A 23,473-nucleotide genomic window follows, 5' to 3' on the forward strand; every position below is an offset into this window, starting at 1 on the left:
GACGCCTTGCGTCGATGCTCTACGAGCCACAACAGGCGGGACCGGCGCATCCACGCTCAGCAGGATGGCCCCGGGGCGATCCTCCACTTACTGCCGCGTGCCGCCAACGGCGCCGACTGCGCCGTTTCCCGTCTGCTCCGCAGGTTGTTGGTGGTGGTACTGCGGAACGAGTATCAGTGAATGCAAAATTCTGGAAATTCTTCGCGTCCCTTGAAAGCTTCGAATGGTCGATTGAAGTTTCCTATACCAGGGAGCATGGCGACGCTGGTCTCAGTTTTGTTGCGTACAACACGCCTAGACTCACGCCGCGCGTTGGGCGCACCAATTCTAAGGAGTGGATTCGAATGGCAAGGAGTTTTTTCATTGGTTCTATGATGGCCGCGCTGGCAGCGGTCGGCTCTGCATCAGCGCAGGAATCGCTCTATCTGGGAGCAAGTGAAGGCTCTCATGCCGATGCAGGCGTTTCGCCGTTTTCTGTACCAGCGGGCGTTCAACTCGTAGACCTGGAACGCTGGTTCTGGCGTGACATCACGTTCTCCGTACGTCCGGCACCTTCTTATCAGACGCATCCAGGCAGGCGTCAAGGCGTACTTGGCTTCATTTCCAACGTGCCGTTCGCCGGGGGCGCGACGCTTTACGGATGCATGGCGAATGACTACAGCGACCGGTTTACGTCACGCGATCCTGCATGTGAGGGGCACTTGCCCATGCCGCAGATTCCGGTGACCGGATACGTGGCGGCGACGCCGCTCCCTGGTACGGTTCCGCTCTACCGCTGCATGCGAGTGGCTGGGCTGCCTTCCGGCAGGTGGGGTGATCACTTTGATACCACCGATGCCAACTGTGAGGGTGTCAAGTACGCGCACTTTGAGGGCGTTCTGGGATACATCTGGCGCTAACCGAAGCGGGCACTCGGCCAAAGCCAGAGCAGCGAAGATCCTGTGCGGATCTTCGCTGCTGCTCCTGCGTGATCCGGCGGACTAAGCACAGTGGCACGTCCGGGGAACGTGGAAGCGCAGTGCCCTTGGCTTGCCCCGCGTCAATGTGGCGCCCCCCCGCAGCGGTAGGTTGACGCCGCACGTCGCTGAACCCATCACTGCGCTGAATACGACCGCCCGAGACGCCGCCTGATCGGTCGAAGCTGCACCGACACGGCCGGCTCCGCCGCACGCAGCAGGATGGCGCCGTCATACATCTCCACCGTCAAACGGGTTCCAGGCGCGATGCCGGCTTCGGACATCCACATGCCGCGCAGTTTGATGCAGGGGATGATCGGGTCGCCTGGCTGCGGATTTTCGTCGTTGTAGATCAGCGAACCCACCAGAATCCGCTTGGGCTTATGCCATCCGAGGTGGGTGCGAGGGGTGGAACGGATGGGCGCATCGTTGTCATGGGAATGCATGGTGGCTCTCCAAAGTGTTTCCCCCACCGGGACGGCGAGGGGAGTCGGGAGGTTGAAAGCCGTGCTACAGCAGACGGTGCGACGTATTCCCCTGAAGGGTGTTTTATTCCGTCGCCCTCCCGACATAGGAGGACCGATATGCTGTAGCGGAGCTTTCAAACTCACGGGCACACCATGCGAACCCGGCGACCATACCTCCAGTAGATTGTTCCTGTTGATTCACGCGCTTCAGTTGACGCTATCAATGGGTATGACGTGATGGCCCTATGGTGCGGCGGAAAGCATTGGTGCGCCGGGGTGTGGCGATATGGAATCAAGTTGGCGTTTTGATTGGACCCGCGCCAAACAAGCCGATTGCGGCAACACTTCCATTGGCGCTTACGGCATCAAATCCACAATTGCGCGCGAGAAGACTGCGATCTCGGTGACGTATGCGCGGTGTCGTTTGGAATGTTCGCCAAAGCGAACATTGTGCCGCAGTCTGGACAAAGTGTTCGATATAACGAACATTCATTGCTCACGTGATGTTCGCCATAACGAACATTTCTGGACATGGGTTCGAAAATGTTCTATATAGCGAACATGAACGCACTTGCCAGCCTCAGTCCGCTCGATTTCGGCCGCGCCTACCGCGCGGAGCGTCGGGCGTTGGGCAGAACCCAGCAAGAGGTGGCCGATGCAGCCGGGTGCCGTCGCCAGACCATCGCGGATCTGGAGGCGGGTCGGAATGTGTCGCTGCATACGTTGTTCGCAGCGCTTGCCGTGCTGGGGAAAGCCGTGCTGATCACTGACGCGCGCCCAGACCTGGATCACCTCCATCTGCTCGCGGATCCTGACGATGAAGATTAAGCGTCTACAGGTCTCCACGGTGACAGGTGAAGCGGGCGATCTGCTTCGCGAGTCACAGTACGTGTTCAATTACAGCGCAACCGAACGGACCAATGAAGTTTCCCTGACCATGCCGATCCGGGCGCAGAGCTACGTTTCGTCGTTGCTGATGCCAGTGTTCTCGATGAACCTGCCGGAAGGCTATCTGTTCGACCTGATTGCCAGGCGCATTGCCAAGCACGAACACATCGACGAGATGCGCCTGCTTGCCATCACCGGGCGACGGCAGATCGGACGATTGCAGTATGTCGAGCCGGGCGGGGATTGGCGTGAACCGCCCGCACAGGTCGGTCTTGCGCAGCTGTTGCACGAGCCTGCGTCGCAAGGTCTTTTCGATTTCCTGGTCGATACCTATTTCAGCTCTGGAATATCGGGCGTACAGCCCAAGGTGTTGATCCCGGACGCCGACATCGCACTGGCCAAGCGCCTCACGGTTCCCGACGCCGACCTCATCGTCAAGACCGGTGGGGCCGACTACCCGTGGCTGGCGCAGAACGAGTTTCTGTGCATGGACGCGGCGCGGCGCGCAGGTCTGGACGTTCCAGAGTTCTGGTTGTCCGACGACGCCAATCTCTTCATCCTGCGCCGCTTCGACCTGCTTCCAGAACGTCTGGGGTTCGAAGACATGGCGGTGCTCATGGGCAAGGTGCGCGATGCGCAGGGCAACTACAAATACCAGGGAAGCTATGAAGCTGTTGCCCGTGTAATCAAGGCATTCAGTGGTTCGGCGGTACTTGCCAACCTGGAAGCCTTCTTCGCCTCGATTGCATTGTCGATGATGGTGCGCAATGGCGACGCCCACTTGAAGAACTTTGGGCTGTTGTACCGCCATCCTGCAGCGGGTGAGGCCAGGTTGGCGCCCGTCTTCGATGTGGTGACCACAACCATCTACCCCTACTACAATCAGCGGGCAGGCGCCGAATTGGTCGATCGAACCACCGCGCTCAAGATTTTCTCTGGTGCAAAGACGCGCCATTACCCCTCACGCGAAGACCTGCTTCGGTTCGGTCGAGCGGTCTGCCTGGTTAGTCATCCGGAAGAAATCATCGACCGCATAGCCACTGCGATGACCGAAACACTGGGAGAACACGCATCTCGCCTCACGGGCGAATACGGAAATCGACTCGCCATCGAATGGAATGAGGGATGTCTTTCCCTGGCTTCGCGGCGGTTGCATGCGGTGCAACCTGGCGAGAAATCACGCAGTTAGCCAGCGGGTCAGCACACGGTCCGGCGCTGGCCCAATGCTAGACTTTCCGGCTTGGCCGAACCTGGAACGCTGCCGTGATCAAACCCGGGAAGGGAACCCCCTCCGCTTTACAACGTTGGTTGTCCGGTCTGCTGATCGGGGCCGCGCTGCTGGTGGGCCTGCGCGGCATTGCCAAGGATGTCGATTTCAACGGTTCCATGCTTCGCCGGGCCTTCGTAGCCGACGCCGGCTGGATTGAATCGGTACCGCCCGAGGTGGTGGAAGCCCGCGAACTGCTCCGCCACGAACAGAGCGGCGCGCCAATCGCCCTGGCGCCGGGCCTCTGGGAAGACCCGCTGGTGCGCGAACGCCTGTGGGACGGGCTGTACCCCCGCCGTATCCACTGGGCTGACAAGGGCCTGATGCTCTGGCGCACCCCCGGCCCGCAGCAGCCGAACTGCACTGAAATCTCAAGGAGTGAGCGCATTGTTCTCGTTGACTGCCACTGACGGTGGCGCGCGCGCCGCGCTGGGCATGCTGGCCGGCGTGCTGCTCTGTTATGCCATCGCTGCGTTTGGCTGGGTAGGGCTGCCGGCCCAGATCGCCTTCATTGCCGTGCTGGCCTGTGCCGCGTGGTCGCTGCTGGCCCTGCGTGACGGGCGTTCGGCGTGGATGGTGGGCATTGTCGCGGTGCTGCTGGTGCTCGCGCTGGGCAGCCCCACCGACGAATGGGACCCACGCTCGATCTGGATGCTGCATGCCAAGCGGATCTATCTGGAGGGTTCGCTCTACGCCCAGCTGGATGGCTATGCGAACTTCAGCCACAACGACTACCCGTCACTGATGCCACTGTGGTCGGCCACGGCCGCCAGGGTGGTGGGGCACTGGAACGAGATATTCCCCAAGGCCGCCGCGACGCTCCTGCTGCTGCCGCCGCTGCTGTTGATCGCGCGCAGCCTGCGCACGTGGTGGGCCGCCGGGCTGTTGGCGGTAGCGGTGCTGGAGGTGGGTGGGCGCTATCTGGTCGACGGCTACATGGATGCGTTCCTGGCGGTCTACGCGGTTGCGGCGCTTGCCGTGGCGATCCAGCCGCGCAGGGACGCGGCTGAGGCGGCCTGGTTCAACCTCGCCGCCTATGCGGCGCTGTCGGCGGTGCTGACCCTGATCAAGAATGAAGGCGCGGTGCTGGCCATCCTGGTGGGCGTGGTCGCGGTGGGTACCGTCCTGCTGCGCGACCGCCGCATGCCCTGGGGCCTGCTGGCCGCGTTTGCCGTGTCGATGCTGCCGCTGCTGGCGTGGAAGCTGGCCGTGGCCGGCGCTGACCTGGGCAACGACCTGGCCCAGAGCGACCTGAAGGGGCAGCTGCTGGCGCGCCTGCCCGAGCTGGCACCCAGCGTGCTGATCCTGAAGGCCCTGCTGCGCAGTGCCGTGTGGGTGCCGCTGGTGCTGCTGCTGGTGCTGTGGGCGCGCACCTGGCGCGTATCTGCAGCCCGGGCCGGGCTGGCCGTCGCCGCGGCCTATTTTGGCGTGCTGTTCGCGGTGTACCTGAGCACCCCGCACGATCTGGCCTGGCACCTGGCCACCAGTGCCAAGCGCGTGGCGCTGCCGGTACAGTTGCTGTTGATGTACGCGGTGCTGGTGCTGCTGGACCAGTGGAGACAGACTGGCCCGCGCCAGAATGCAGGAGAACCCAATGCTTGAGCCCAACGCATCGTTCGTGGTGGTCACCCCGGTCTACGAGGACCACGTGGCCTCCACCCGGTTGTTCACCGAACTGGCGCGCCTGTACGGCGACCGCGTGTTCGTGGTGGCGGTGGATGACGGCTCGATCCGGGAACCGGTGCAGCCGTTCCAGCTGTCCAGCGCCGGCGTCAGCGGGGTGGTGCTTAGGCTGCGCCGCAACGTCGGCCACCAGAAGGCGATCGCGATCGGGCTGGGCTATGTCGAAGAGAACCTGCCGGACGCCCAACGGGTGGTCGTGATGGATTCCGACGGCGAAGACCTGCCCGAGACCATCGCCACCCTGCTCGAGGCGGTGCGCGACGAGAACGTGGACGTAGCCGTGGCACGGCGCAGGAGCCGGGTGGAAACGCTGCGCTTCCGCGCGTTCTACGTGGTCTACAAATTCATCTTCCAGCTGCTGACCGGGCGCACCATCAGCTTCGGCAACTTCATGGCGATCAAGGTCAGTGCGCTGCACCGGCTCAACGCGATGCACGAGGTCTGGACCCATGTGGCCGCAGGGCTGATCGCCAGCAAGTTGCGCCTGGCGGTGTGCCCGATCGACCGTGGGCCGCGCTACGCCGGGCAGAGCAAGATGAACTTCGTGGGCCTGACCCTGCATGGGTTCCGCGCGCTGATGGTGTTCGCCGAGGACGTACTGGTCCGCGTGGGCCTGATGTGCGTGCTGGTCTCTTCGGCGTCGATCGTGCTGGCCGTGGTGGCCACCCTGCTCAAGCTGGCCGGCTACGCCACGCCGGGCTGGTTCTCGATGGCGCTGGGCGTGCTGTTCCTGGTGTTCCTGCAGACCGGCACGCTCACCCTGATGACGCTGATGCTCAGTGGCATCGTGCGCGGCACCATCCAGAAACCGGGCGCCTACCGCGAATACCTGGCGGGTGTTACCGAAGTGACCGCCGATGTCGCGCCGCGCTGAGTTCCGCCAGCTGCTGCGTTACGTCATCAATGGACTGGTGGCGACCGGCGTGCACTTCGCGGTACTGAGCCTGCTGGTGGAGGTGGTGCATGTGCCTTCCAAAGGCGTGGCCAACCTGCTGGCGGCGGCGGTGGCCATCGTGTCGTCGTTCCTGGGCAACCGCTACTTCGTGTTCGCTGCTACCCAGGCCCGCGCCGGTGGCCAGCTGTGGCGGTTCGTACTGCTGTATGCCGCCATTGCATTGCTCAACGGTGGGCTGATGGCGCTGTGGTCGGACCTGTTGAAGTTAGATTACCGCGTGGGCTTCGTGCTGATCAGCATCATCCAGTTCATCCTTTCGTTCCTGGGCAACCGCCTGCTGGTATTCAAGCCATGAAAACCCTGCGCAACGCACTGCTGCTGACCGTCGTCTACGTGGTGCTCCTGCTGGGCATCCATTTCCTGCACGTACGCTTCTTCAGCGTGGACGTGGTGTTCTATGCGGCCATCGGCGATGCGCTGCTGGCGGCAGTGCTGACCGGCCTGTTGCTGCTGCTACCCGCGCTGCGGCGCTTCACCGTTACCGAGAAAGTACTGCTGGTGGCGGTGTGGCTGCTGGGCGGCTATTCGTTCGCGATTTCCGTGCCGACCGTGATCGACCGTTCGCTGTCGTTCTACATCCTGGAGAAGCTGGACCAGCGCGGCGGCGGCATCCGCCAGGATGCCTTCCAGGACGTGTTCACCAAGGAATACATGGTGGAACACCGGCTGGTGGACGTGCGGCTGACCGAACAGGAAAGCTCGGGCACGATCCACATCGCCAACGGCTGCGTGCTGCTCACCGACAAGGGCCGCCGGGTAGCGGCCATGAGCCGCTTCTACCGCCAGTACTTCCTGCCCAAGCAGCGCCTGCTGCTGGGCAGGTACTCCGACGACCTGACCGACCCGTTCCGCCACAGCCGCCAGGACGTCACCTACCAGTGTCAGTGAGGGATGGAGCGGCTGCTTCAGCCGCTCAACAACCCATCAAAATACGCAATCGTCCGCCGAAGACCATCTTCCAGCTTCACCTGCGGCTCCCACCCGCCCAACCGGCTCTTGGCCAGCGTGATATCCGGCTGGCGCTGCATCGGGTCGTCCTGCGGCAGCGGCTTGAACACCAGCTTCGACCCTGAATTGGTCAGCGCGATCACCGCCTCGGCCAGCTCGCGGATGGTCATCTCTGCCGGGTTGCCCAGGTTGCACGGCCCGGTGAAATCCTTGTCCGTGGCCATCAGCCGGATGAACCCTTCGATGAGGTCATCCACGTAGCAGAACGAGCGCGTCTGCTGGCCCTCGCCGTAAATGGTGATGTTCTCGCCGCGCAGCGCCTGCACGATGAAGTTGGACACCACGCGCCCATCATTGGGGTGCATGCGCGGGCCATAGGTGTTGAAGATGCGCGCCACCTTGATATCCAGCCCGTGCTGGCGGTGGTAATCGAAGAACAGCGTTTCCGCGCAGCGCTTGCCCTCGTCGTAACACGAGCGCGGCCCGATCGGGTTGACGTTGCCCCAGTACTCCTCGCGCTGCGGGTGCACGCTCGGGTCGCCGTAGACTTCGCTGGTGGAGGCCTGGAAGATCCGGCAGTCCAGCCGCTTGGCCAGCCCCAGCAGGTTGATCGCGCCGTGCACCGAGGTCTTGGTCGTCTGCACCGGGTCGTGGCTGTAGTGGATCGGCGAGGCCGGGCAGGCCAGGTTCCAGATCTCATCCACCTCGATGTAAAGCGGGAAGGTCACGTCGTGGCGCAGGAACTCGAAGTTCGGGTTGCCCAGCAGGTGCGCGATGTTGCGCTTGGTTCCGGTGAACAGGTTGTCCGCGCACACCACTTCGTGGCCCTGCTCAAGCAGGCGCTCGATCAGGTGCGAGCCGAGGAATCCCGCACCGCCGGTGACCAGGATGCGCTTGCTGCTGTCATGACTTCTCATTGCGGGTTCTCTGCCTGTGGGCGGCGAGGTGCAAGCCGCCGGTCACGCTGGGGGGAACGCCGATTGTAGGCGGCTGGATGGGGCGCCGCCATGCTAGCGTTCCCCCATGGATCTCCACCTTCCCGATGCCCAGGTGCACTGGCACCGCCACTGGCTTGCCGCTGACGCCGCCGATGCGCTGCAGCGCCAGCTGCGCGGCGAGGTACCGTGGGAGGTGCACAAGATCCGGATGTTCGGCCGGCAGGTGGATTCACCGCGGCTGAGCTGCTGGATGGGCGATCCTGCCGCGCGCTACCGCTACTCGGGTACCGACTTCGTGCCGCATGCCTGGCATCCGGCGTTGCTGCCGGTGCGGGATGCGCTGGCGGATTTCTGCGGACAGGCATTCAACAGCGTGCTGCTCAACTGCTACCGCGACAATGATGACGGGATGGGCTGGCACAGCGACAACGAGCCCGAGCTTGGGCCCACGCCGCTGATCGCATCACTCAGCCTGGGCGCGTCAAGGCGATTCCTGCTGCGCCGCCGGGATGACCATGCGCGCAAGGCGGAAGTCACGCTGGGCCATGGCGATCTGCTGGTGATGGGCGGGCGTACCCAGACCTTTTACCAACATGCGCTGCCCAAGAGCGCGCGACCGTTGGCCGAGCGAATCAACCTGACGTTCCGCTGGATCGAGGCGTAGAGCCACGCCCTGCGTGGCTTCGCGGTACCCGGCCGTTCCAGCCACGCAGGGCGTGGCTCTACCACTTTTCGTCAGCGCAACCGCGTCGGAATAGCCGCAGCCGTCTGGCTGTCGGCCTGGCCGGTGGTCAACGTCCACCCCACCAGCTCGGTGGTCACTGCCTGCAGGCCCTTTTCGAATGCCTGCGCCACATCGGCGGTGTTGGTGCTGGGCACCGGCTGCTCCTGGCGGAACGTGCGGTCGGCCACCACGCGCTGGTCGATCACGTGGATCAGCTTGGCGTTGATCTCGATGAGGGCGGTCGGCGTGGGCTGGCCGCGGTAATCGGACTCAAAGCGGCGCACATCCAGCGCCAGCTTGTAGTCGGCGCGGATGCCGGTGGTGGCGCGTGCCACGCCGGCAATGCGGCCGGAATCCTCGAAGGCACGTACCAGCGCATCGTCCACCATGTCGGTGGCCGGTTGCGCCCAGCTCACGCCCTTGTAGACCTCCAGCTCACCCGGGTTGGGGCGCACGTTGATGCGCGGGCTGTCGACCACGCGCGCGGCGGTGGGCTTTACCAGCACCAGCTGCCAGTCGACCTTCGGCCACGACGGATCCGGCTGGATGCGCACCACCGGCGAATAGATGGTGACCTGGCTGCGCTCGCCGCCACCAAGCAACGAAGAGCAGGCGCCGAGCGCGATCATCAGTGCCGCCGGCAGCAGCAGGCGGGGCAGGGAGGCGGGCAGGAGAGGGAAGCGGCTCATTTGGGTTCGAACTCCTTCGGCGCGTCGCGGCCCAGCAGGTAGCGGGCCGGGTTGTTGTCCAGTTTGTCGCTGACCCGGCGCAGGTCGCGGATCAACCCGCGCAGCTCGGTCAGGGTCGGGCCGAGCTGGGCCAGGCCATCGTTGGCGAAGCTGTTGATGGCCGCGCGGTTCTCGCCCAGGATCGAATCGGCACTACCGGCGGCCGAATCGAGCTTGGTCAGTGTGGTTTCCAGCTTGTCCAGGATCGGCGGCAGCTGCTGCACCAGGTTCTTGTCCAGGCGCTCGATGGTGCCGTTGGTGGTCTTGAGCGTCACATCCAGGCTGCGCGCGGCATCGCGCGCGCTGAGCAGCAGCGCCTGGGTGCCCTGGTCGCGGTCGGCCAGGCCGCCGCTGATGGTTTCCAGGTTGGCCAGGGTGGCGTTGATGCTGGCCACGTTGCGGTCGCTCAGCACCTGGTCCATGCGCTCGACGATGCGGTTGGCCACGTCGGTGATGTTCTGCAGCGCCGACGGCGTGGTCGGGATGATCGGGGCGGGATCCTTGTTCACCGCGGTCAGCGCCTGCGCCTGCGGCGTGCCGCCGCTGAGCTGGATGATCGACGGCCCGGTCAGGCTGGTGATGGCCAGCTTGGCGCGGGTGTCGGTCTTGACTGGCGTGTTGGAGTTCAGGCGGATCCGCGCCACCACCTGGCGCGGGTCATCCGGCACCAGGTTCAGTTCGGTGATCGAGCCGACCGCGATGCCGTTGTACTGGACCGGGCTGCCCACCGACAGGCCGGTGACGGCTTCGCGGAACACCACCCGGTATTCGGTCCACGTGCGGTCGGAGGAGTACTTGGCCGCCCACAACCCGAAGGCCAGCAATGCCAGCCCCACGATCAGGGTGAACGCGCCGATCAGTACGTAATTGGCTTTGGTTTCCATGGCTTACTCGCTCTTCTGCTTGGCAGCGCGTGCAGCACGCGCACGCGGTCCGTGGAAATATTCCTGGATCCACGGATGCTCCAGTTGTTCGATTTCATGCAATGGCGCGTTGGCGATCACCTTGTGGTCGGCCAGCACCGCCACCCGGTCGCAGATCGCATACAGCGTGTCCAGGTCGTGGGTGATCAGCAGCACGGTCAGGCCCAGCGCTTCCTGCAGGGTCTTGATCAGGCGGTCGAAGGCGGCCGCGCCGATCGGGTCCAGCCCGGCGGTGGGCTCGTCCAGGAACAGCAGTGGCGGGTCCAGCGCCAGCGCACGGGCCAGGCCGGCGCGCTTGCGCATGCCGCCGGACAGCTGCGAGGGCAGCTTGTTGATCGCATCGGCCGGCAGGCCGGCCAGCTTCACCTTCAGCAGTGCCAGCTCGTAATGCCAGCGCTCGGGCAGTTCGCCGTGGTGTTCCTTCAGCGGCACCTGCACGTTCTCGCCCACGGTCAGGGACGAGAACAGCGCGCCATCCTGGAACAGCACCCCGGTGTTGCGTTCGATGTGCAGGCGGTCGGCACGGTTACCCGAGCGTGCATCCACGCCCAGCACTTCGATCTGGCCTTCATCGGGTGTGCGCAGGCCCAGGATGCTGCGCATCAGCACCGATTTGCCGGTACCCGAGCCGCCGACCACGCCGAGGATCTCGCCGCGGCGCACGTCCAGGTCCAGGCCTTCGTGCACGGTCTGGCTGCCGAAGCGGTTGGTCAGGCCGCGCACGCGGATGGCCAGCCCGGCGGCGTCGGCCAGCGCGGTGCGGGTGTCTTCTTCAGGGGCGGCTGTGGTCGTCATCACCAATCCATGTGCATGAACCACAACGCGGCGAACGCGTCGATGATGATCACCAGCGAGATGGTCTGCACCACGCTGGAGGTGGTGCGCTCACCCACCGACTGCGCGGTGCCTTCCACCTTCAGCCCTTCCAGGCAGCCGATCAGGCCGATCACGGCGGCAAACACCGGCGCCTTGGACAGGCCCACCAGCATGTGCCGCACCTCGATGGTGTCGTGCAGCCGCGCCAGGTACATCTGCGGCGGAATATCCAGGTCGAACGCGCCCACGGTGACGCCACCGGCCAGGCCGGCGATCATCGCCACGAAGGTCAGCAGCGGCAGGGTGACCAGCAGCGCGATCAGGCGCGGCAGCACCAGCAGGTCGACCGGGTCCAGGCCCAGGGTCTGGATCGCATCGATTTCCTCGCGCGCCTTCATCGAGCCGATCTGCGCGGTGAACGCGCTGGCGGTGCGGCCGGCCAGCACGATCGCGGTGAGCAGCACGGCGAATTCGCGCAGGAAGGCGATGCTGACAAGCTCCACCACGTAGATCTCGGCGCCGAAGTCGCGCAGGATGGTCGAGCCCAGGAACGCGATCACCGCGCCCACCAGGTACGACAGCAGCGCCACCAGCGGCACCGCATCCAGCCCGACCTGTTCCATGTGGTGCACGGTCGCGGTCAGTCGGAAACGGCGCGGCTCGCGCAGCAGGCGGCCGCCCTTGACCAGGTTCTCGCCCAGGAAGCTGGCCAGCGCCACGATGTTGTGGCCGGTGGCGTGCACGCTGCGGCCCAGGCGCTCCAGCGCGGCCAGCACGCCGAAGTCGCGCTTGGCCTTGGGGCGGTCGTCGGCCACCTCTTCGATGGTGCACACCAGCGCGCGGTGGTCCTCGCGGAAGGTCAGTGCATCCTCGGCCAGGTCGGCGCGGTGGGCCACGCGCAGCACCTGCAGCACGCCGGCCGAATCCAGCTGGGTGATCCCGCTGGCATCGATGCCGGTGACCTTCTCGGGCGCCGCGCGCAGCACTTCGGCCGCGTCCAGCGCGGTGCGCAAGGTCCACTGGCCGGACAACCGGATGAGGCCGGGGTCGTGTGGATCCTGTTCGAGTTTGGGGGTCTGTTCTGGCGTCATGGGGCGTCCTCCACGCAGCATAACCTGTATGCGTGGAGGCCAAGTGTGTATGCGGCCCGACATCGGGTAATACTACGCCGCATGTCTGCCGACGCACCCGCCATTGCCACCCCTCCCGCCACCTACGCACAGCGGGTGGCCTTCGTGTCCGAGATCGCCGGACGGCTGCACAGCTACGGCACCACCGCCCAGCGGCTGGAGGCGGCGGTGGTTGCGCTGTCGCAGCGGCTGGACCTGGACTGCGAGCCGTGGTCGAACCCCACCGGGCTGATCCTGAGCTTCAGCGACCCGACCAAGGCGATCGGTTCGTCGGACATCACGCGCGTTATCCGGCTGGCACCGGGCGAAAACGACCTGCACAAGCTCAGCATCGCCGACCAGATCACCGAAGCGGTGGCCAACGGCACGATGAGCATCGCGCAGGGCCATACCGCACTGCGGCAACTGGACAAGGACCCGGGCCGGCGCGGCAAGATCCGCATGATCCTGTCCTACAGCCTGGGTGCGGCCGGCGTGGCCGGGCTGTGGAAACTGCCGTGGCTGGATATCGCCACCGCCGGGGTGATCGGGCTGCTGATCGGGCTGATGACGCTGGTCACCGACCGCAGGCCGGCCAGCCGCGAAGCCAGCGAGGCGCTGGCCGCACTGCTGGCCGGTACGGTGGCCGCGCTGGTGGCCTCGTTCGTGGGCGCGCTCAACCTCAATACGGTGATCATCGCCTCGCTGGTGGTGATGCTGCCCGGGATGTCGCTGACCAACGCGGTCAACGAGCTGGCCAGCCAGCACTGGGTATCGGGCACCGCGCGCTTCGCCGGCGCGATCACCACCATCCTCAAGCTCACCGTGGGCGCGGTGATCGCGGTGACGCTGTCGGGCATCCTCGGGCTGGATCCGGTGGTGCGCGCATCGCGGCCGCAGGCGGACTGGGTGGAATGGAGCGCGCTGCTGATCGCGGCGTTCGCGTTCGCGATGCTGTTCAAGGCCAACCGCCGCGATTACCCGTGGGTGATTGCCGCATCGGTGGCCGGCTATGCGATTTCCAAGTTCGCCGGCCAGGCGTGGGGCCTGCCGGCCGGCATCTTCATGTCGGCCATGGTGATGACCGCAGCAGGCAACCTGTTCGGCCGCCTGGTGCAGCGGCCGGGCGCGATCATCCGCCTGCCCGGCATCATCATGCTGGTGCCCGGCAGCACCAGCCTGCGCGGCGTGCTTACCCTGGTGCAGCAGCAGGACATGAGTGCCGGCCAGACGGTGCTGATGACCGTGCTCAACGTGGTAATGGCACTCGTGGCGGGACTATTGTTCGGCAACCTGCTGGTACCGGCGCGAAAGAATCTGTGAATTAGTGAGAGTTTCTGAGAGTTTCAGTGGGACACGCATGGCGTGTCTCTACGCGGCGGCTGCATAAACCATCAACGCCCGACCCAAAACCAAGCGACCAAGGATCGTAGTGACACGCCATGCGTGTCAAAGCCATGACCCTGCGCACGTAAACGAGCCATGCGTGTCAAAGCCATGACCCTGCGCACGTACCCTGAAAACAAAAAACGCCGGCATTCCAGCCGGCGTTTTCATTCGCGCATCTACGACGCGACGCTTACTTCTTGATCAGGAAATCTTCCAGCTTCTTGCCCTTGGTGGTGTGGGCAGCCAGCCAGCGCGGCTGCTTGCCACGGCCGGTCCAGGTTTCCTTCGGGTTGGCCGGGTTGCGGTACTTCGGGGCCACTTTGCCGAGCTTGCGCACGGCCTTGGCCGGTGCTGCCGTGGCGGCCTTGCCGGCGCGGCCGCGGGCGGGGGCTGCAACGCCTGCCACTTCTTCCAGGGTGTATCCGTTTGCCTTGGCCAACTTGGTCAGCTGTGCGCGGACCTTGGTGATGGCCGGGCGCTTGGCAACAATCGTCTGCTGCTTCTTGGCGTTCTTGATCAGGGCGCCCAGCTCTTTGGCGGACAAACCACTCAGGTCAATACTCATCAACTGCTCCGGAATCTAACAATAGAAGGACGGGGTTGAGCCAGTCCCTGGCACGCCATCAGCATACATTCTCATTTCGAGAATGCACAGCGAGAAAAAATAATCAATGGAAACGGGACAATAAAAAGCCGGGATGTTTCACCCGGCCCTGTCATTACTTTGTCAGTTTTTTCATCAGTGCATCGTGGTCCAGGCTCTCCGCTTCGCTGGCAGTGCGCGCGCGGTACTCGAACGTACCGGCGGCCAGCCCGCGTTCGGATACCACCACCCGGTGCGGCACGCCGATCAGTTCCATGTCGGCGAACATCGACCCCGGGCGCAGCCCGCGGTCGTCCAGTGCGGCATCCAGGCCGGCGGCCTGCAGCTCGGCCAGCAGGTCGGCAGCGGCGCTGGCCACGGCGTCGTCCTGCTTCGGGTTGATCACGCACACCACCACCTGCCACGGCGCCATCGCGTCGGGCCAGATAATGCCGGCGTCGTCATGGTTCTGTTCGATGGCCGCAGCGACGATGCGCGAGATACCGATGCCGTAGCAGCCCATCGCCATCACCGCTGCCTTGCCGTTCTCGTCCAGCACGGTGGCATTCAAGGCCTGCGCATACTGGCGACCCAGCTGGAACACGTGGCCTACTTCGATGCCGCGTGCCACGCGCAGTTCGCCACCATCGGCGGCACGGTCGCCTTCCTTCGCATTGCGGATGTCGGCCACTTCCGGTTCGGGCAGGTCACGGCCCCAGTTGACGCCGGCAATATGGAAACCGGCTTCGTTGGCGCCGATGACGAAATCGGCCATCGCGGCAACGTCGCGATCGGCCACGATGCGGATCGGCTTGGCCGGGTTGAGCGGGCCCAGGAAGCCCGGTTCGCTGCCCAGGTGGGTGGCGATCTCCGCCTCACCGGCCATGCGGTAACCCTGCAGGCCTGCGACCTTGCCCAGCTTGATCTCGTTGACGTCGTGGTCGCCGCGCACCAGCGCCAGCACGAAGCCGGCCTCGGTCATGATCGCGATCGACTTGACGGTGCGCTCCAGGCCCAGGCCGAGCAGGGCGGCTACCGCCTCGCAGGTTTTCTGGGTGGGCGTTTCCACCTTGCGCAGCGCTTCGCTGGCGGCCGGGCGCGGGCCCGGGGCAGCGGCGACGGCCGCTTCCATGTTGGCCGCGTAATCCGAGCCGGTGGAGAACACCAGCGCGTCTTCGCCGGACTCGGCGATGACGTGGAATTCCTGCGAGGCGTCGCCGCCGATCGCGCCGGAATCGGCCTGCACCATGCGGAAGTCCAGGCCCAGGCGGGTGAACACACGGGCGTAGGCGGCCTTCATGTTCTCGTACTCACGCACCAGGCAGGCATCGTCCAGGTGGAAGGAGTAGGCATCCTTCATCAGGAACTCGCGCGCGCGCATCACGCCGAAGCGCGGGCGGATCTCGTCGCGGAACTTGGTCTGGATCTGGAAGAAGTTCACCGGCAGCTGCTTGTAGCTGTTCAGTTCCTGGCGCGCGAAATCGGCCGCGGCCTCTTCAGCGGTGGGGCTGTAGCAGAACACCTGCTCCTTGCGGTCCTTGATCTTCAGCAGCTGCGGGCCGAACTTTTCCCAGCGCCCGGTGGCCTCCCACAGGTCCTTGGGTTGGATGGTGGGCACCTGGAATTCAATGGCGCCGGCACGCTCCATCTCTTCGCGCACGATGCGTTCGACCTTGCGCAGCACGCGCAGGCCCAGCGGCGACCAGATATACAGCCCCGAGGCCAGCTTGCGGATCATGCCCGCGCGCAGCATCAGCCGGTGGCTGGTCAGCTCGGCGTCGCCGGGGGTTTCCTTGGTGGTGTGCAGGTGGAACTGGGAAAGGCGCATCGTCGGCTTCGCTGAACGGCTGGAAGCCTACATTTTGCCAGCACGGCTGGCAAAATGTAGGCGGGTAGCACGCGACTGTCAGTCGCGTGGCATTCAATCCGCCGCCAGCCCGGCCGCCAACGTGCCCAATTCGGGCCCGGCGGTCGTATCGACCAACGGTCGATACCTACCGAGACCGTGCCCGTGGTCGCCCGGCGGTCGGATCGAGCAACGGTCGATACGTACCGGGTAGCGCACGACCGTTGGTCGTGTGGTCAGGCCGCCGGCTGGCAATACGCCTTGATGCCCGCTTCGGCCAGGGCCTTCTGGCTCTGGCGCTGGGTGTCGTCCAGCGGGGAGTCGGGCTTGCCGTCGCCATCGGTGTCCTGCAGCACCGCGCCCTTGCCGTTGAGCAGGGCCAGGTTGTCGCGGGCGGTGGTGCAGTTGGCCGATTCGGCCGGGGCGGCCTTCGCCACCGGGCTGCCGCCGACCGGGTCCCGGTTCTGGATCTGGCGCTGCTCGGCGTTCTGGCCGGTGGGCGGCTTCTCCGAATACTGGGTCACGCCGTTGGCGTCTTTCCACTTGTAGACGGTTCCGGCGCTGGCCGAAGCGCTGGCAAGCAGCAGGCAGCACATGAGGGGCAGGGCACGCATGGCAACTCCGGGCAACGGGGGACAGAGGCGCGATTGCAGCATTCCCGCCCCGTGCTGGCAAGCCTCCCCCCAAATGGGGCCGCAGCCACTAAACTGGCGGGCATGGATCAGATGAAACCCCCGCCGCGCTCGCGCAGCATCTATTTGCTGCCCAACCTGTTCACCACCGCCGGCCTGTTCGCCGGGTTCTACGCGATCATCGCGGCGGCCAACGGCGATTTCGTCAATGCCGCCATCGCCGTGTTCGTGGCCGCGGTCATGGACGGCCTGGATGGCCGGGTGGCGCGCCTGACCGGCACCAGCAGCGAGTTCGGCGTGCAGTACGACTCGCTGGCCGACCTGGTCAGCTTCGGCATGGCCCCGGCGCTGGTGATGTACCACTGGTCGCTGTCGTGGCTGAAGTTCGACGACCCCATCCTCGGCCGGGTCGGCTGGGCGGTGGCGTTCCTGTATGCGGCCTGCGCCGCGCTGCGCCTGGCCCGCTTCAACACGCAGGTCAGCGTGGTCGACAAGCGCTGGTTCATCGGCCTGGCCAGCCCGGCCGCGGCCGGACTGATGATGTCGTTCGTGTGGGCCTTCGCCGATGGCACGCTGGGCTGGGACGGCAACGAACTGCGCTACGTGGCGCTGGGCGTGACCCTGGTGGCGGCGCTGCTGATGGTCAGCCGGATCCGCTTCTGGAGCTTCAAGGGCAGCGGGGAGAAAGGCCCGCGTGCCGATCGCGTGCCGTTCCTGGCGTTGGCGCTGGTGCCGATCGCCATTGCGATCATGGTCATCGACCTGCCGCGCGTGCTGTTCGCGGTGGGCGTGATCTATGCCCTGTCCGGCCCGGTCAGCTGGCTGTGGCAGCGCACCCGCAAGACGGTCGAGCCCGGCGCGTGAGCAGCCCGGCCGACCCGTCACTGTGGACCCCGGCGCAGCAGTCCTGGCTGCAGGCGATGGGCTACACGGTGTTCGTGGACGGCAACGTGGAAGCAGCGCCGGAACCGGTGGTCGAGTTGGGCGCAATCCCGGTAGAGCCGGGCCCTGCCCTACGACCGTCCGGTACCGCCCCGCCGCCGCGTCGCAGCGCTCCGGTGGCGGAAGATCCCGCCGCACCTGCACCGGCCCGCTCCGGCACGCGCCGCGCGGCGGTGCGCATGCCCGACCGCCTGCAGATCGCGCTGCTGCGCGCATCCGGCTGCAACCCGGCCGAACCCGACACCCAGGCGTTGATGGCCGGCTGGAACCTGGACGAACTGCGCGGCAATGCCGCCGCCAAGCGCGCGCTGTGGCCGCAGTTGAGGGCACTGCGCAAGCGGGGCCGCGGGTGAGCGCGGTCAGTTCGCCGCGTCCGATGTCGCTGCGCGCGCTGCGCGAACGCGACCTGGATGCGGTGATGGAAATCGAGCTGCGCGGCTACCCGTTCCCGTGGACGCGCGGCATCTTCGTCGATTGCCTGCGGGCCGGTTACCCGGCGCTGGCGTTGGAAGATGATGGCGTGCTGGTCGGCTATGGCGTGCTCAGCATCGCCGCCGATGAGGCGCACGTGCTCAATGTCTGTGTCGATCCGTCCTGCCAGACCCGTGGCCTGGGCCGGCTGCTGTTCCGCGCGCTGGTCAAGCTGGCGCGCGAGCATGGCGCGCAGCGGGTGTTCCTGGAAGTGCGCCCGTCCAACACACCGGCGGTGGCGCTGTACCACAGCGAAGGCTTCAACGAGATCGGCCGCCGCCCGCGCTATTACCCGGCCCGTGATGGCCGCGAAGACGCGTTGGTGATGGCGATCGAGCTGGTCGACGACGACATCCAGACGATGCCGCCGTTGTAAGGGCCGCGTAGAGCCACGCCCTGCGTGGCTGCGTGCACCGCGGTAGCAGGCGACCGTTGGTCGCCTGCCTTTCACCCGTTTAAAGCTTCGCGCGCTGCGCGACCAGGCCTTCCAGCTGCGTGGTCCAGTCGACCAGGCGCACGCGCTCCTGCTCGATCACCGCTGCCGGCACCTTGTCAGTGAACTTGGACAGCTTGGTGGCGCTCTTTTCCTTCTCCGCCTCCACCCGCGCGATTTCCTTGTCCAGGCGCGCGCGTTCGGCACCCAGGTCGACCAGGCCTTCCAGCGGCACCAGCAGGGTCAGCTCGCCCACGATCGCGGTGGCGGCCGGCGGGGTGTCCGCATCGGCGGCCAGCCATTCGATGCGCTCGAGCTTGAGCAGGAACGACAGCGACGAGGTGAAGCGGGCCATCCGGTTGCGGTCGTCGTCGCTGCCACCCTGCAGCAGCAGGCCGACCTGCTTGGCTGGCGGCACGTTCAGTTCGCTGCGCACGCGGCGCAGCGCGCTGACCATCGACTTCAGCCACTCCACGTCGGCCTCGGCGCGCACGAAATCGCCTGCGAACTCATCGGCGGTCGGGTAGGGGCGCAGCGAGATGGTGTCGCCGTCCAGGCCCAGGCGCGGAGCCACCTGGCGCCACAGCTGTTCGGTCACGAACGGGGTAAGCGGGTGCAGCAGGCGCAGCAGCGCTTCGAGCACGTACAGCAGGGTGTGGCGGGTGCTGGCCGCGTCATCGGCGTTGTCGCCGTTGAGCGCCGGCTTGGTCAGCTCCAGGAACCAGTCGCAGAACTCGTTCCAGGCGAACTCGTACAGCGCCTGCGCCAGCAGGTCGAAGCGGTAGTTGGCGTAGTGCGCCTGGGCCTCGGCCGATACTGCCGCCAACCGCGCCAGGATCCAGCGTTCGGCATCGGTGCGCGGCTGCGGCACGCCGTTGAACTGCGCGCCTTCGGTGTTCATCAGGGTGAAGCGGCTGGCGTTCCACAGCTTGTTGCAGAAGTTCTTGTAGCCCTCGGCGCGGCTCATGTCGAACTTGATGTCGCGGCCATGGGTGGCCAGCGCGGCGATGGTGAAGCGCAGCGCGTCGGCACCGTGGGCGATGATGCCGTCGGGGAAGTCCTTGCGGGTGGCCTTCTCGATCTTCGGCGCGTCCTTGGGCTTCATCAGCCCGGTGGTGCGCTTGGCGACCAGGTCGTCGATGGAGATGCCGTCGATGATGTCCAGCGGATCGAGCACGTTGCCCTTGGACTTGGACATCTTCTGGCCCTGCGCATCGCGGATCAGGCCGGTGATGTAGACGTCCTTGAACGGAATCTTCCCGGTGAAGCTGTCGGTGGCCATGATCATGCGGGCCACCCAGAAGAAGATGATGTCAAAGCCGGTGATCAGCACCGACGACGGCAGGTAGCGCTCGAAGCCACGCTCGGTCATGGCCTGCTCGTTCGGCCAGCCCAGGGTGGAGAACGGCCACAGCTGCGAGGAGAACCAGGTTTCCAGCACGTCGCTGTCCTGGCGCAGCACCACGTCGGCGCCCAGGTTGGCGCGCGCGCGCGCGTCGGCCTCGTCGCGGCCGACGTAGCAGGCGCCCGCTTCGTCGAACCACGCCGGAATGCGGTGGCCCCACCACAGCTGGCGGCTGATGCACCAGTCCTGGATGTTTTCCATCCAGTGGCGGTAGGTGTTGATCCAGTTGGCCGGGACGAACTGGATGGAACCGTTCTCGACCAGTTCCAGGCCGCGCTTGGCCAGCACGTCCATCTTCACGAACCACTGGTCGGTCAGGTACGGCTCGATCACCTGGCCGGTCCGGTCGCCGCGCGGCACCTGCAGCTTGTGCGCCTTGGTCTCGACCAGGATGCCCAGTTCTTCCAGTTCGGCCAGCACCACCTTGCGCGCTTCGTAGCGATCCAGCCCGCGGTACTTCTCCGGGGCGTTGTCGTTGATCGCCGCCACCGGGGTGAACAGGTTGATCATCGGCAGGTCGTGGCGCAGGCCCACCTGGTAATCGTTGAAATCGTGTGCCGGGGTGACCTTGACCACGCCGGTGCCGAACTCGCGGTCGACGTAATCGTCGGCGATCACCGGGATCTCGCGGTCGGTCAGCGGCAGCTTCACCATCTTGCCGATCAGGTGCGCATAGCGTTCGTCTTCCGGGTGCACCATCACGGCGGTATCGCCGAGCATGGTTTCCGGGCGGGTGGTGGCCACGGTCAGGCTGCCGCTGCCATCGGCCAGCGGGTAGCTGATCGACCACAGGAAGCCGTCTTCCTCCACGCTTTCCACTTCCAGGTCGGAAATGGCGGTCTTCAGCACCGGGTCCCAGTTGACCAGGCGCTGGCCACGGTAGATCAGCCCCTGCTCATGCCAGCGCAGGAACGCCTCGACCACCGCTTCGGACGGCTGCGGGTCCATGGTGAAGGTGCTGCGCGACCAGTCCGCCGAGGTGCCCATGCGGCGCATCTGGCGCTCGATGATGTCGCCCGACTGCGCCTTCCACTCCCACACCTTTTCGATGAAGCCGTCGCGGCCCAGCGAATCGCGGCTCTCGCCGTTGCCGGCCAGCGCCAGGTTGCGCGACACCACCATTTCGGTGGCGATGCCGGCGTGGTCGGTACCCACCTGCCACAACGTGTCGTAGCCGCGCATGCGGTGGTAGCGCACCAGCGCATCCATCAGGGTCTGCTGGAAGGCATGGCCCATGTGCAGCGTGCCGGTCACGTTCGGCGGCGGCAGCAGGATGGTGTACGGCTCGCCCTTGCCGGACGGCTTGAAGTGCCCGGCCTTCTCCCAGGAGTCGTACAGCTCCGTTTCGAAGGTCTTGGGGTCGTAGCTGGAGGCAAGTTGGGTCATGCGGGGGCAACCAGGAGGCAATCGTTGAAGGATCAGGGCACCGGCGGCACCGATCAAGGGTGCCGGGCCGGGCTTACATGTCGTACTTGTTCAGATCGAAATCCAGCGCCTTGTACTGGCGCCAGCGCTCGCGCAGCGGCTCGCGGGCTTCCGGGTCGGCCGGCACCACTTCCAGCACCCGGTCGCAGGCGCCCAGGTAGGGGTCGTCGCGCAGGTTGATCACCAGCGGGCGCGCGGCGGCGTCGGTACCCGGCGCGGCGATCAGCACCAGCGCCTCTTCCTCGTCCGCGTCTTCGCCGGCGATCTGGTGCGGAATGTAGGCATCGTCGTCGAACGACCACAGCAGCTCGTCCAGCTCCTCGGCCTGGGCCTGGTCACGCGCCAATACCAGGGTGGACAACCCCGCATCGTTGGCCTTGCGGGCCAGTTCGCAGACCAGGCGCAGCGGCTCCGTGAGGAACCGCGGCTTGGCAATCAGGTAGAAATCAGCCCGCGACATGGGCGCGGCCGACCTGGTCCAGCAGCCACTGGGTCAGCAGGCCGACCGGGCGGCCGGTGGCCATGCCGCGCTTGCCTTCGTCGCTGGCCACGCCGGCGATGTCCAGGTGCGCCCAGCGCTGGCCTTCGGTGAAGCGCGACAGGAAGCAGCCGGCGGTGATCGCGCCGGCCCAGCGGCCGCCGATGTTGTAGACGTCGGCGAAGCTGGAATCCAGCATCGGCTGGTATTCGTCCCACAACGGCAGGCGCCAGGCGCGGTCGAACACGTGCTCGCCGGCGGCCAGCAGTTCATTGGCCAGGTCGTCGTGCTTGGTCATCAGGCCGGCGGTCTGGTGGCCCAGGGCGACCAGGCAGGCACCGGTCAGGGTGGCCACGTCGACCAGCGCGGCCGGCTCGAAGCGCTGCGCGTAGGTCAGCGCGTCGCACAGGATCAGGCGGCCTTCGGCATCGGTGTTGCCCACTTCGATGGTCTTGCCCGACATCGAGGTAATCACGTCGGATGGGCGGTAGGCGTTGCCGTCGATGGCGTTTTCCACCGCCGGGACCACCACCACCAGGTTCAGCGGCAGCTTGGCGGTGACGGCGGCGACGAAGGTGCCGATGACGTTGGCGCCACCGCACATGTCGTACTTCATCTCTTCGATGCCGCCCTGGGTCTTCAGGTTCACGCCGCCGGTATCGAAGGTGATGCCCTTGCCGACCAGCACGTACGGCTTGGCGTCGCCGCCGTTGTTCCACTTCAGCACCACCAGGCGCGGGCGGTTGGCCGAGCCGCGGGCCACGGCCAGCAGCGAACCCATGCCGAGCGCTTCCATCTGGGTCTCGTCCAGGATCTCCGCTTCGGCCCCGGCATGGGCCTGGGCGAAGGCCACCGAGGATTCGGCCAGGTAGGCCGGGGTGCACAGGTTCGGCGGCAGGTTGCCCAGCTCGCGGGCGTGCTGCACGCCGGCGGCGATGGCCTGGCCCTGGGTCAGCGCCTGGCTGTCGGTACCGGCGATGGCCAGCGTGGCCAGGCCCGGGGCCTCGGCCTTCTTGGTGCCCAGGGTGGCGGTGTAGCGGTAAGCGGCGTGGTCGGCGCTGATCACGGCCTGGCGGATGTTCCAGGCGGCATCGCGGCCCTTGACCTCGATCTCGGCCAGGGTGAACAGCGCGTGGCGGATGACCCCGCTCTTCAGCGCGCGGCTGGCATCGCCCACCGCCTTGAGGTACTGGGGCACGCCGAACTTGGCCGGCTCGCCCAGCCCGACCACCAGCACGCGCGCGGCCTTCACGCCGGGCACGTCATGCAGCAGGGTGGTGGCGCCGGTCTTGCCGCTGACATCGCCGCGGGCGACCAGGGCGGTCAAACGGCCGCCCGAAGCGGCGTCCAGGGCCTGTGCCGCCGGGCTCAGGGTCTGGTCGGCATAGGCGCCAACGATGACGCAGTCGACCTCGGCCGAGGCCGGGGCAGCGTGGTTCAGGGTGAATTCCAGGGCCATTGATCAGA

24 protein-coding genes and 1 pseudogene are annotated in these 23,473 nt (G+C 66.0%); 13 read left to right on the plus strand and 12 right to left on the minus strand.

Features of this window, described 5'->3' with window-relative positions:
* Positions 1–176: 176 nt before the first annotated feature.
* Complete coding sequence (locus NMB40_RS00670) at positions 177–899, plus strand: hypothetical protein (RefSeq protein ID WP_494359826.1); 723 nt, start codon at positions 177–179, stop codon at positions 897–899.
* 194 nt (positions 900–1,093) lie between these two features.
* On the opposite strand, the gene NMB40_RS00675 is transcribed toward NMB40_RS00670, so the two are convergent.
* A complete protein-coding gene (locus NMB40_RS00675; RefSeq protein WP_494359827.1) occupies positions 1,094–1,402 on the minus strand; it encodes a SymE family type I addiction module toxin in 309 nt (102 codons plus the stop codon).
* Positions 1,403–1,984: 582 nt separating this feature from the next.
* Between NMB40_RS00675 and NMB40_RS00680 the strand changes: the two genes are divergently transcribed.
* The 7 genes from NMB40_RS00680 (at position 1,985) to NMB40_RS00710 (ending at position 7,104) form a co-directional block, all read left to right on the plus strand.
* Positions 1,985–2,251: a helix-turn-helix transcriptional regulator gene (locus NMB40_RS00680; protein WP_494359828.1), complete on the plus strand. Its 267-nt coding sequence runs from the start codon at positions 1,985–1,987 to the stop codon at positions 2,249–2,251.
* Positions 2,241–3,500 carry a type II toxin-antitoxin system HipA family toxin gene (locus NMB40_RS00685; RefSeq protein ID WP_494359829.1) on the plus strand — a complete coding sequence of 420 codons (1,260 nt, stop codon included), beginning with the start codon at positions 2,241–2,243 and terminating at the stop codon, positions 3,498–3,500. The genes NMB40_RS00680 and NMB40_RS00685 overlap by 11 nt, the downstream gene beginning before the upstream one ends.
* A 119-nt stretch (positions 3,501–3,619) precedes the next feature.
* On the plus strand, positions 3,620–3,988 hold the full coding sequence (locus NMB40_RS00690) for a hypothetical protein (RefSeq protein ID WP_494359830.1): 369 nt from the start codon (positions 3,620–3,622) through the stop codon (positions 3,986–3,988).
* Complete coding sequence (locus NMB40_RS00695) at positions 3,966–5,180, plus strand: hypothetical protein (RefSeq protein ID WP_494359831.1); 1,215 nt, start codon at positions 3,966–3,968, stop codon at positions 5,178–5,180. Before NMB40_RS00690 ends, NMB40_RS00695 begins: the two co-directional genes overlap by 23 nt.
* Positions 5,173–6,135 (plus strand): glycosyltransferase, encoded by a 963-nt coding sequence (locus NMB40_RS00700; RefSeq protein WP_494359832.1) that lies wholly within the window; start codon positions 5,173–5,175, stop codon positions 6,133–6,135. Before NMB40_RS00695 ends, NMB40_RS00700 begins: the two co-directional genes overlap by 8 nt.
* Complete coding sequence (locus NMB40_RS00705) at positions 6,119–6,511, plus strand: GtrA family protein (protein ID WP_494359833.1); 393 nt, start codon at positions 6,119–6,121, stop codon at positions 6,509–6,511. The genes NMB40_RS00700 and NMB40_RS00705 overlap by 17 nt, the downstream gene beginning before the upstream one ends.
* A complete protein-coding gene (locus NMB40_RS00710) occupies positions 6,508–7,104 on the plus strand; it encodes a hypothetical protein (protein ID WP_494359834.1) in 597 nt (198 codons plus the stop codon). The genes NMB40_RS00705 and NMB40_RS00710 overlap by 4 nt, the downstream gene beginning before the upstream one ends.
* 17 nt (positions 7,105–7,121) lie before the next feature.
* Here the strand turns inward: NMB40_RS00710 and NMB40_RS00715 are convergent, their stop codons facing one another.
* A complete protein-coding gene (locus NMB40_RS00715; protein ID WP_494359835.1) occupies positions 7,122–8,081 on the minus strand; it encodes a UDP-glucuronic acid decarboxylase family protein in 960 nt (319 codons plus the stop codon).
* A gap of 106 nt (positions 8,082–8,187) precedes the next feature.
* Between NMB40_RS00715 and NMB40_RS00720 the strand changes: the two genes are divergently transcribed.
* A complete protein-coding gene (locus tag NMB40_RS00720; RefSeq protein ID WP_494359836.1) occupies positions 8,188–8,766 on the plus strand; it encodes an alpha-ketoglutarate-dependent dioxygenase AlkB family protein in 579 nt (192 codons plus the stop codon).
* A 71-nt stretch (positions 8,767–8,837) separates the two neighbouring features.
* Here NMB40_RS00720 and NMB40_RS00725 read toward each other — a convergent pair whose 3' ends face one another.
* From NMB40_RS00725 to NMB40_RS00740, 4 genes are read right to left on the minus strand one after another with little or no spacing between them, the layout of a single operon-like run.
* Complete coding sequence (locus NMB40_RS00725) at positions 8,838–9,515, minus strand: ABC-type transport auxiliary lipoprotein family protein (protein ID WP_448141961.1); 678 nt, start codon at positions 9,513–9,515, stop codon at positions 8,838–8,840.
* The gene (locus tag NMB40_RS00730) at positions 9,512–10,438 is read right to left on the minus strand and encodes an MlaD family protein (protein WP_426804482.1); all 927 of its coding nucleotides are present in this window, start codon (positions 10,436–10,438) and stop codon (positions 9,512–9,514) included. Before NMB40_RS00730 ends, NMB40_RS00725 begins: the two co-directional genes overlap by 4 nt.
* A gap of 3 nt (positions 10,439–10,441) precedes the next feature.
* Complete coding sequence (locus NMB40_RS00735; protein ID WP_494359837.1) at positions 10,442–11,272, minus strand: ABC transporter ATP-binding protein; 831 nt, start codon at positions 11,270–11,272, stop codon at positions 10,442–10,444.
* Positions 11,272–12,384 carry an ABC transporter permease gene (locus tag NMB40_RS00740; RefSeq protein WP_494359838.1) on the minus strand — a complete coding sequence of 371 codons (1,113 nt, stop codon included), beginning with the start codon at positions 12,382–12,384 and terminating at the stop codon, positions 11,272–11,274. The genes NMB40_RS00735 and NMB40_RS00740 overlap by 1 nt, the downstream gene beginning before the upstream one ends.
* An 81-nt stretch (positions 12,385–12,465) precedes the next feature.
* On the opposite strand from NMB40_RS00740, the gene NMB40_RS00745 reads away from it, so the two are divergent.
* Positions 12,466–13,725 carry a threonine/serine exporter family protein gene (locus tag NMB40_RS00745; RefSeq protein WP_494359839.1) on the plus strand — a complete coding sequence of 420 codons (1,260 nt, stop codon included), beginning with the start codon at positions 12,466–12,468 and terminating at the stop codon, positions 13,723–13,725.
* A 259-nt stretch (positions 13,726–13,984) separates the two neighbouring features.
* Here the strand turns inward: NMB40_RS00745 and NMB40_RS00750 are convergent.
* The 3 genes and pseudogenes from NMB40_RS00750 to NMB40_RS00760 all read right to left on the minus strand — a co-directional run.
* A pseudogene (locus NMB40_RS00750) lies at positions 13,985–14,356 on the minus strand (H-NS histone family protein); the annotation flags it as partial.
* A gap of 154 nt (positions 14,357–14,510) precedes the next feature.
* Positions 14,511–16,202, minus strand: coding sequence for a proline--tRNA ligase (locus tag NMB40_RS00755; RefSeq protein ID WP_448141962.1), 1,692 nt, complete (start codon positions 16,200–16,202; stop codon positions 14,511–14,513).
* A gap of 254 nt (positions 16,203–16,456) precedes the next feature.
* The gene (locus NMB40_RS00760; RefSeq protein ID WP_494359840.1) at positions 16,457–16,834 is read right to left on the minus strand and encodes a DUF4124 domain-containing protein; all 378 of its coding nucleotides are present in this window, start codon (positions 16,832–16,834) and stop codon (positions 16,457–16,459) included.
* A 102-nt stretch (positions 16,835–16,936) separates the two neighbouring features.
* Between NMB40_RS00760 and pssA the strand changes: the two genes are divergently transcribed.
* Genes pssA through rimI form a run of 3 tightly spaced genes read left to right on the plus strand, consistent with a single transcriptional unit; the run spans position 16,937 to position 18,641 of the window.
* Positions 16,937–17,716, plus strand: coding sequence for a CDP-diacylglycerol--serine O-phosphatidyltransferase (gene pssA, locus NMB40_RS00765; protein ID WP_494359841.1), 780 nt, complete (start codon positions 16,937–16,939; stop codon positions 17,714–17,716).
* Positions 17,713–18,147 (plus strand): hypothetical protein, encoded by a 435-nt coding sequence (locus NMB40_RS00770; protein ID WP_494359842.1) that lies wholly within the window; start codon positions 17,713–17,715, stop codon positions 18,145–18,147. The genes pssA and NMB40_RS00770 overlap by 4 nt, the downstream gene beginning before the upstream one ends.
* Positions 18,144–18,641, plus strand: coding sequence for a ribosomal protein S18-alanine N-acetyltransferase (rimI, locus tag NMB40_RS00775; RefSeq protein ID WP_282244730.1), 498 nt, complete (start codon positions 18,144–18,146; stop codon positions 18,639–18,641). Before NMB40_RS00770 ends, rimI begins: the two co-directional genes overlap by 4 nt.
* Positions 18,642–18,720: 79 nt before the next feature.
* On the opposite strand, the gene NMB40_RS00780 is transcribed toward rimI, so the two are convergent.
* From NMB40_RS00780 to NMB40_RS00790, 3 genes are all read right to left on the minus strand, one after another.
* Complete coding sequence (locus tag NMB40_RS00780) at positions 18,721–21,489, minus strand: valine--tRNA ligase (RefSeq protein WP_494359843.1); 2,769 nt, start codon at positions 21,487–21,489, stop codon at positions 18,721–18,723.
* A 73-nt stretch (positions 21,490–21,562) separates the two neighbouring features.
* Positions 21,563–21,988 (minus strand): DNA polymerase III subunit chi, encoded by a 426-nt coding sequence (locus tag NMB40_RS00785; RefSeq protein ID WP_282244734.1) that lies wholly within the window; start codon positions 21,986–21,988, stop codon positions 21,563–21,565.
* The gene (locus tag NMB40_RS00790; RefSeq protein ID WP_494359844.1) at positions 21,975–23,465 is read right to left on the minus strand and encodes a leucyl aminopeptidase; all 1,491 of its coding nucleotides are present in this window, start codon (positions 23,463–23,465) and stop codon (positions 21,975–21,977) included. Before NMB40_RS00790 ends, NMB40_RS00785 begins: the two co-directional genes overlap by 14 nt.
* Positions 23,466–23,473: the final 8 nt, after the last annotated feature.

Source organism: Stenotrophomonas sp. FBCC-B152 (assembly GCF_059134105.1).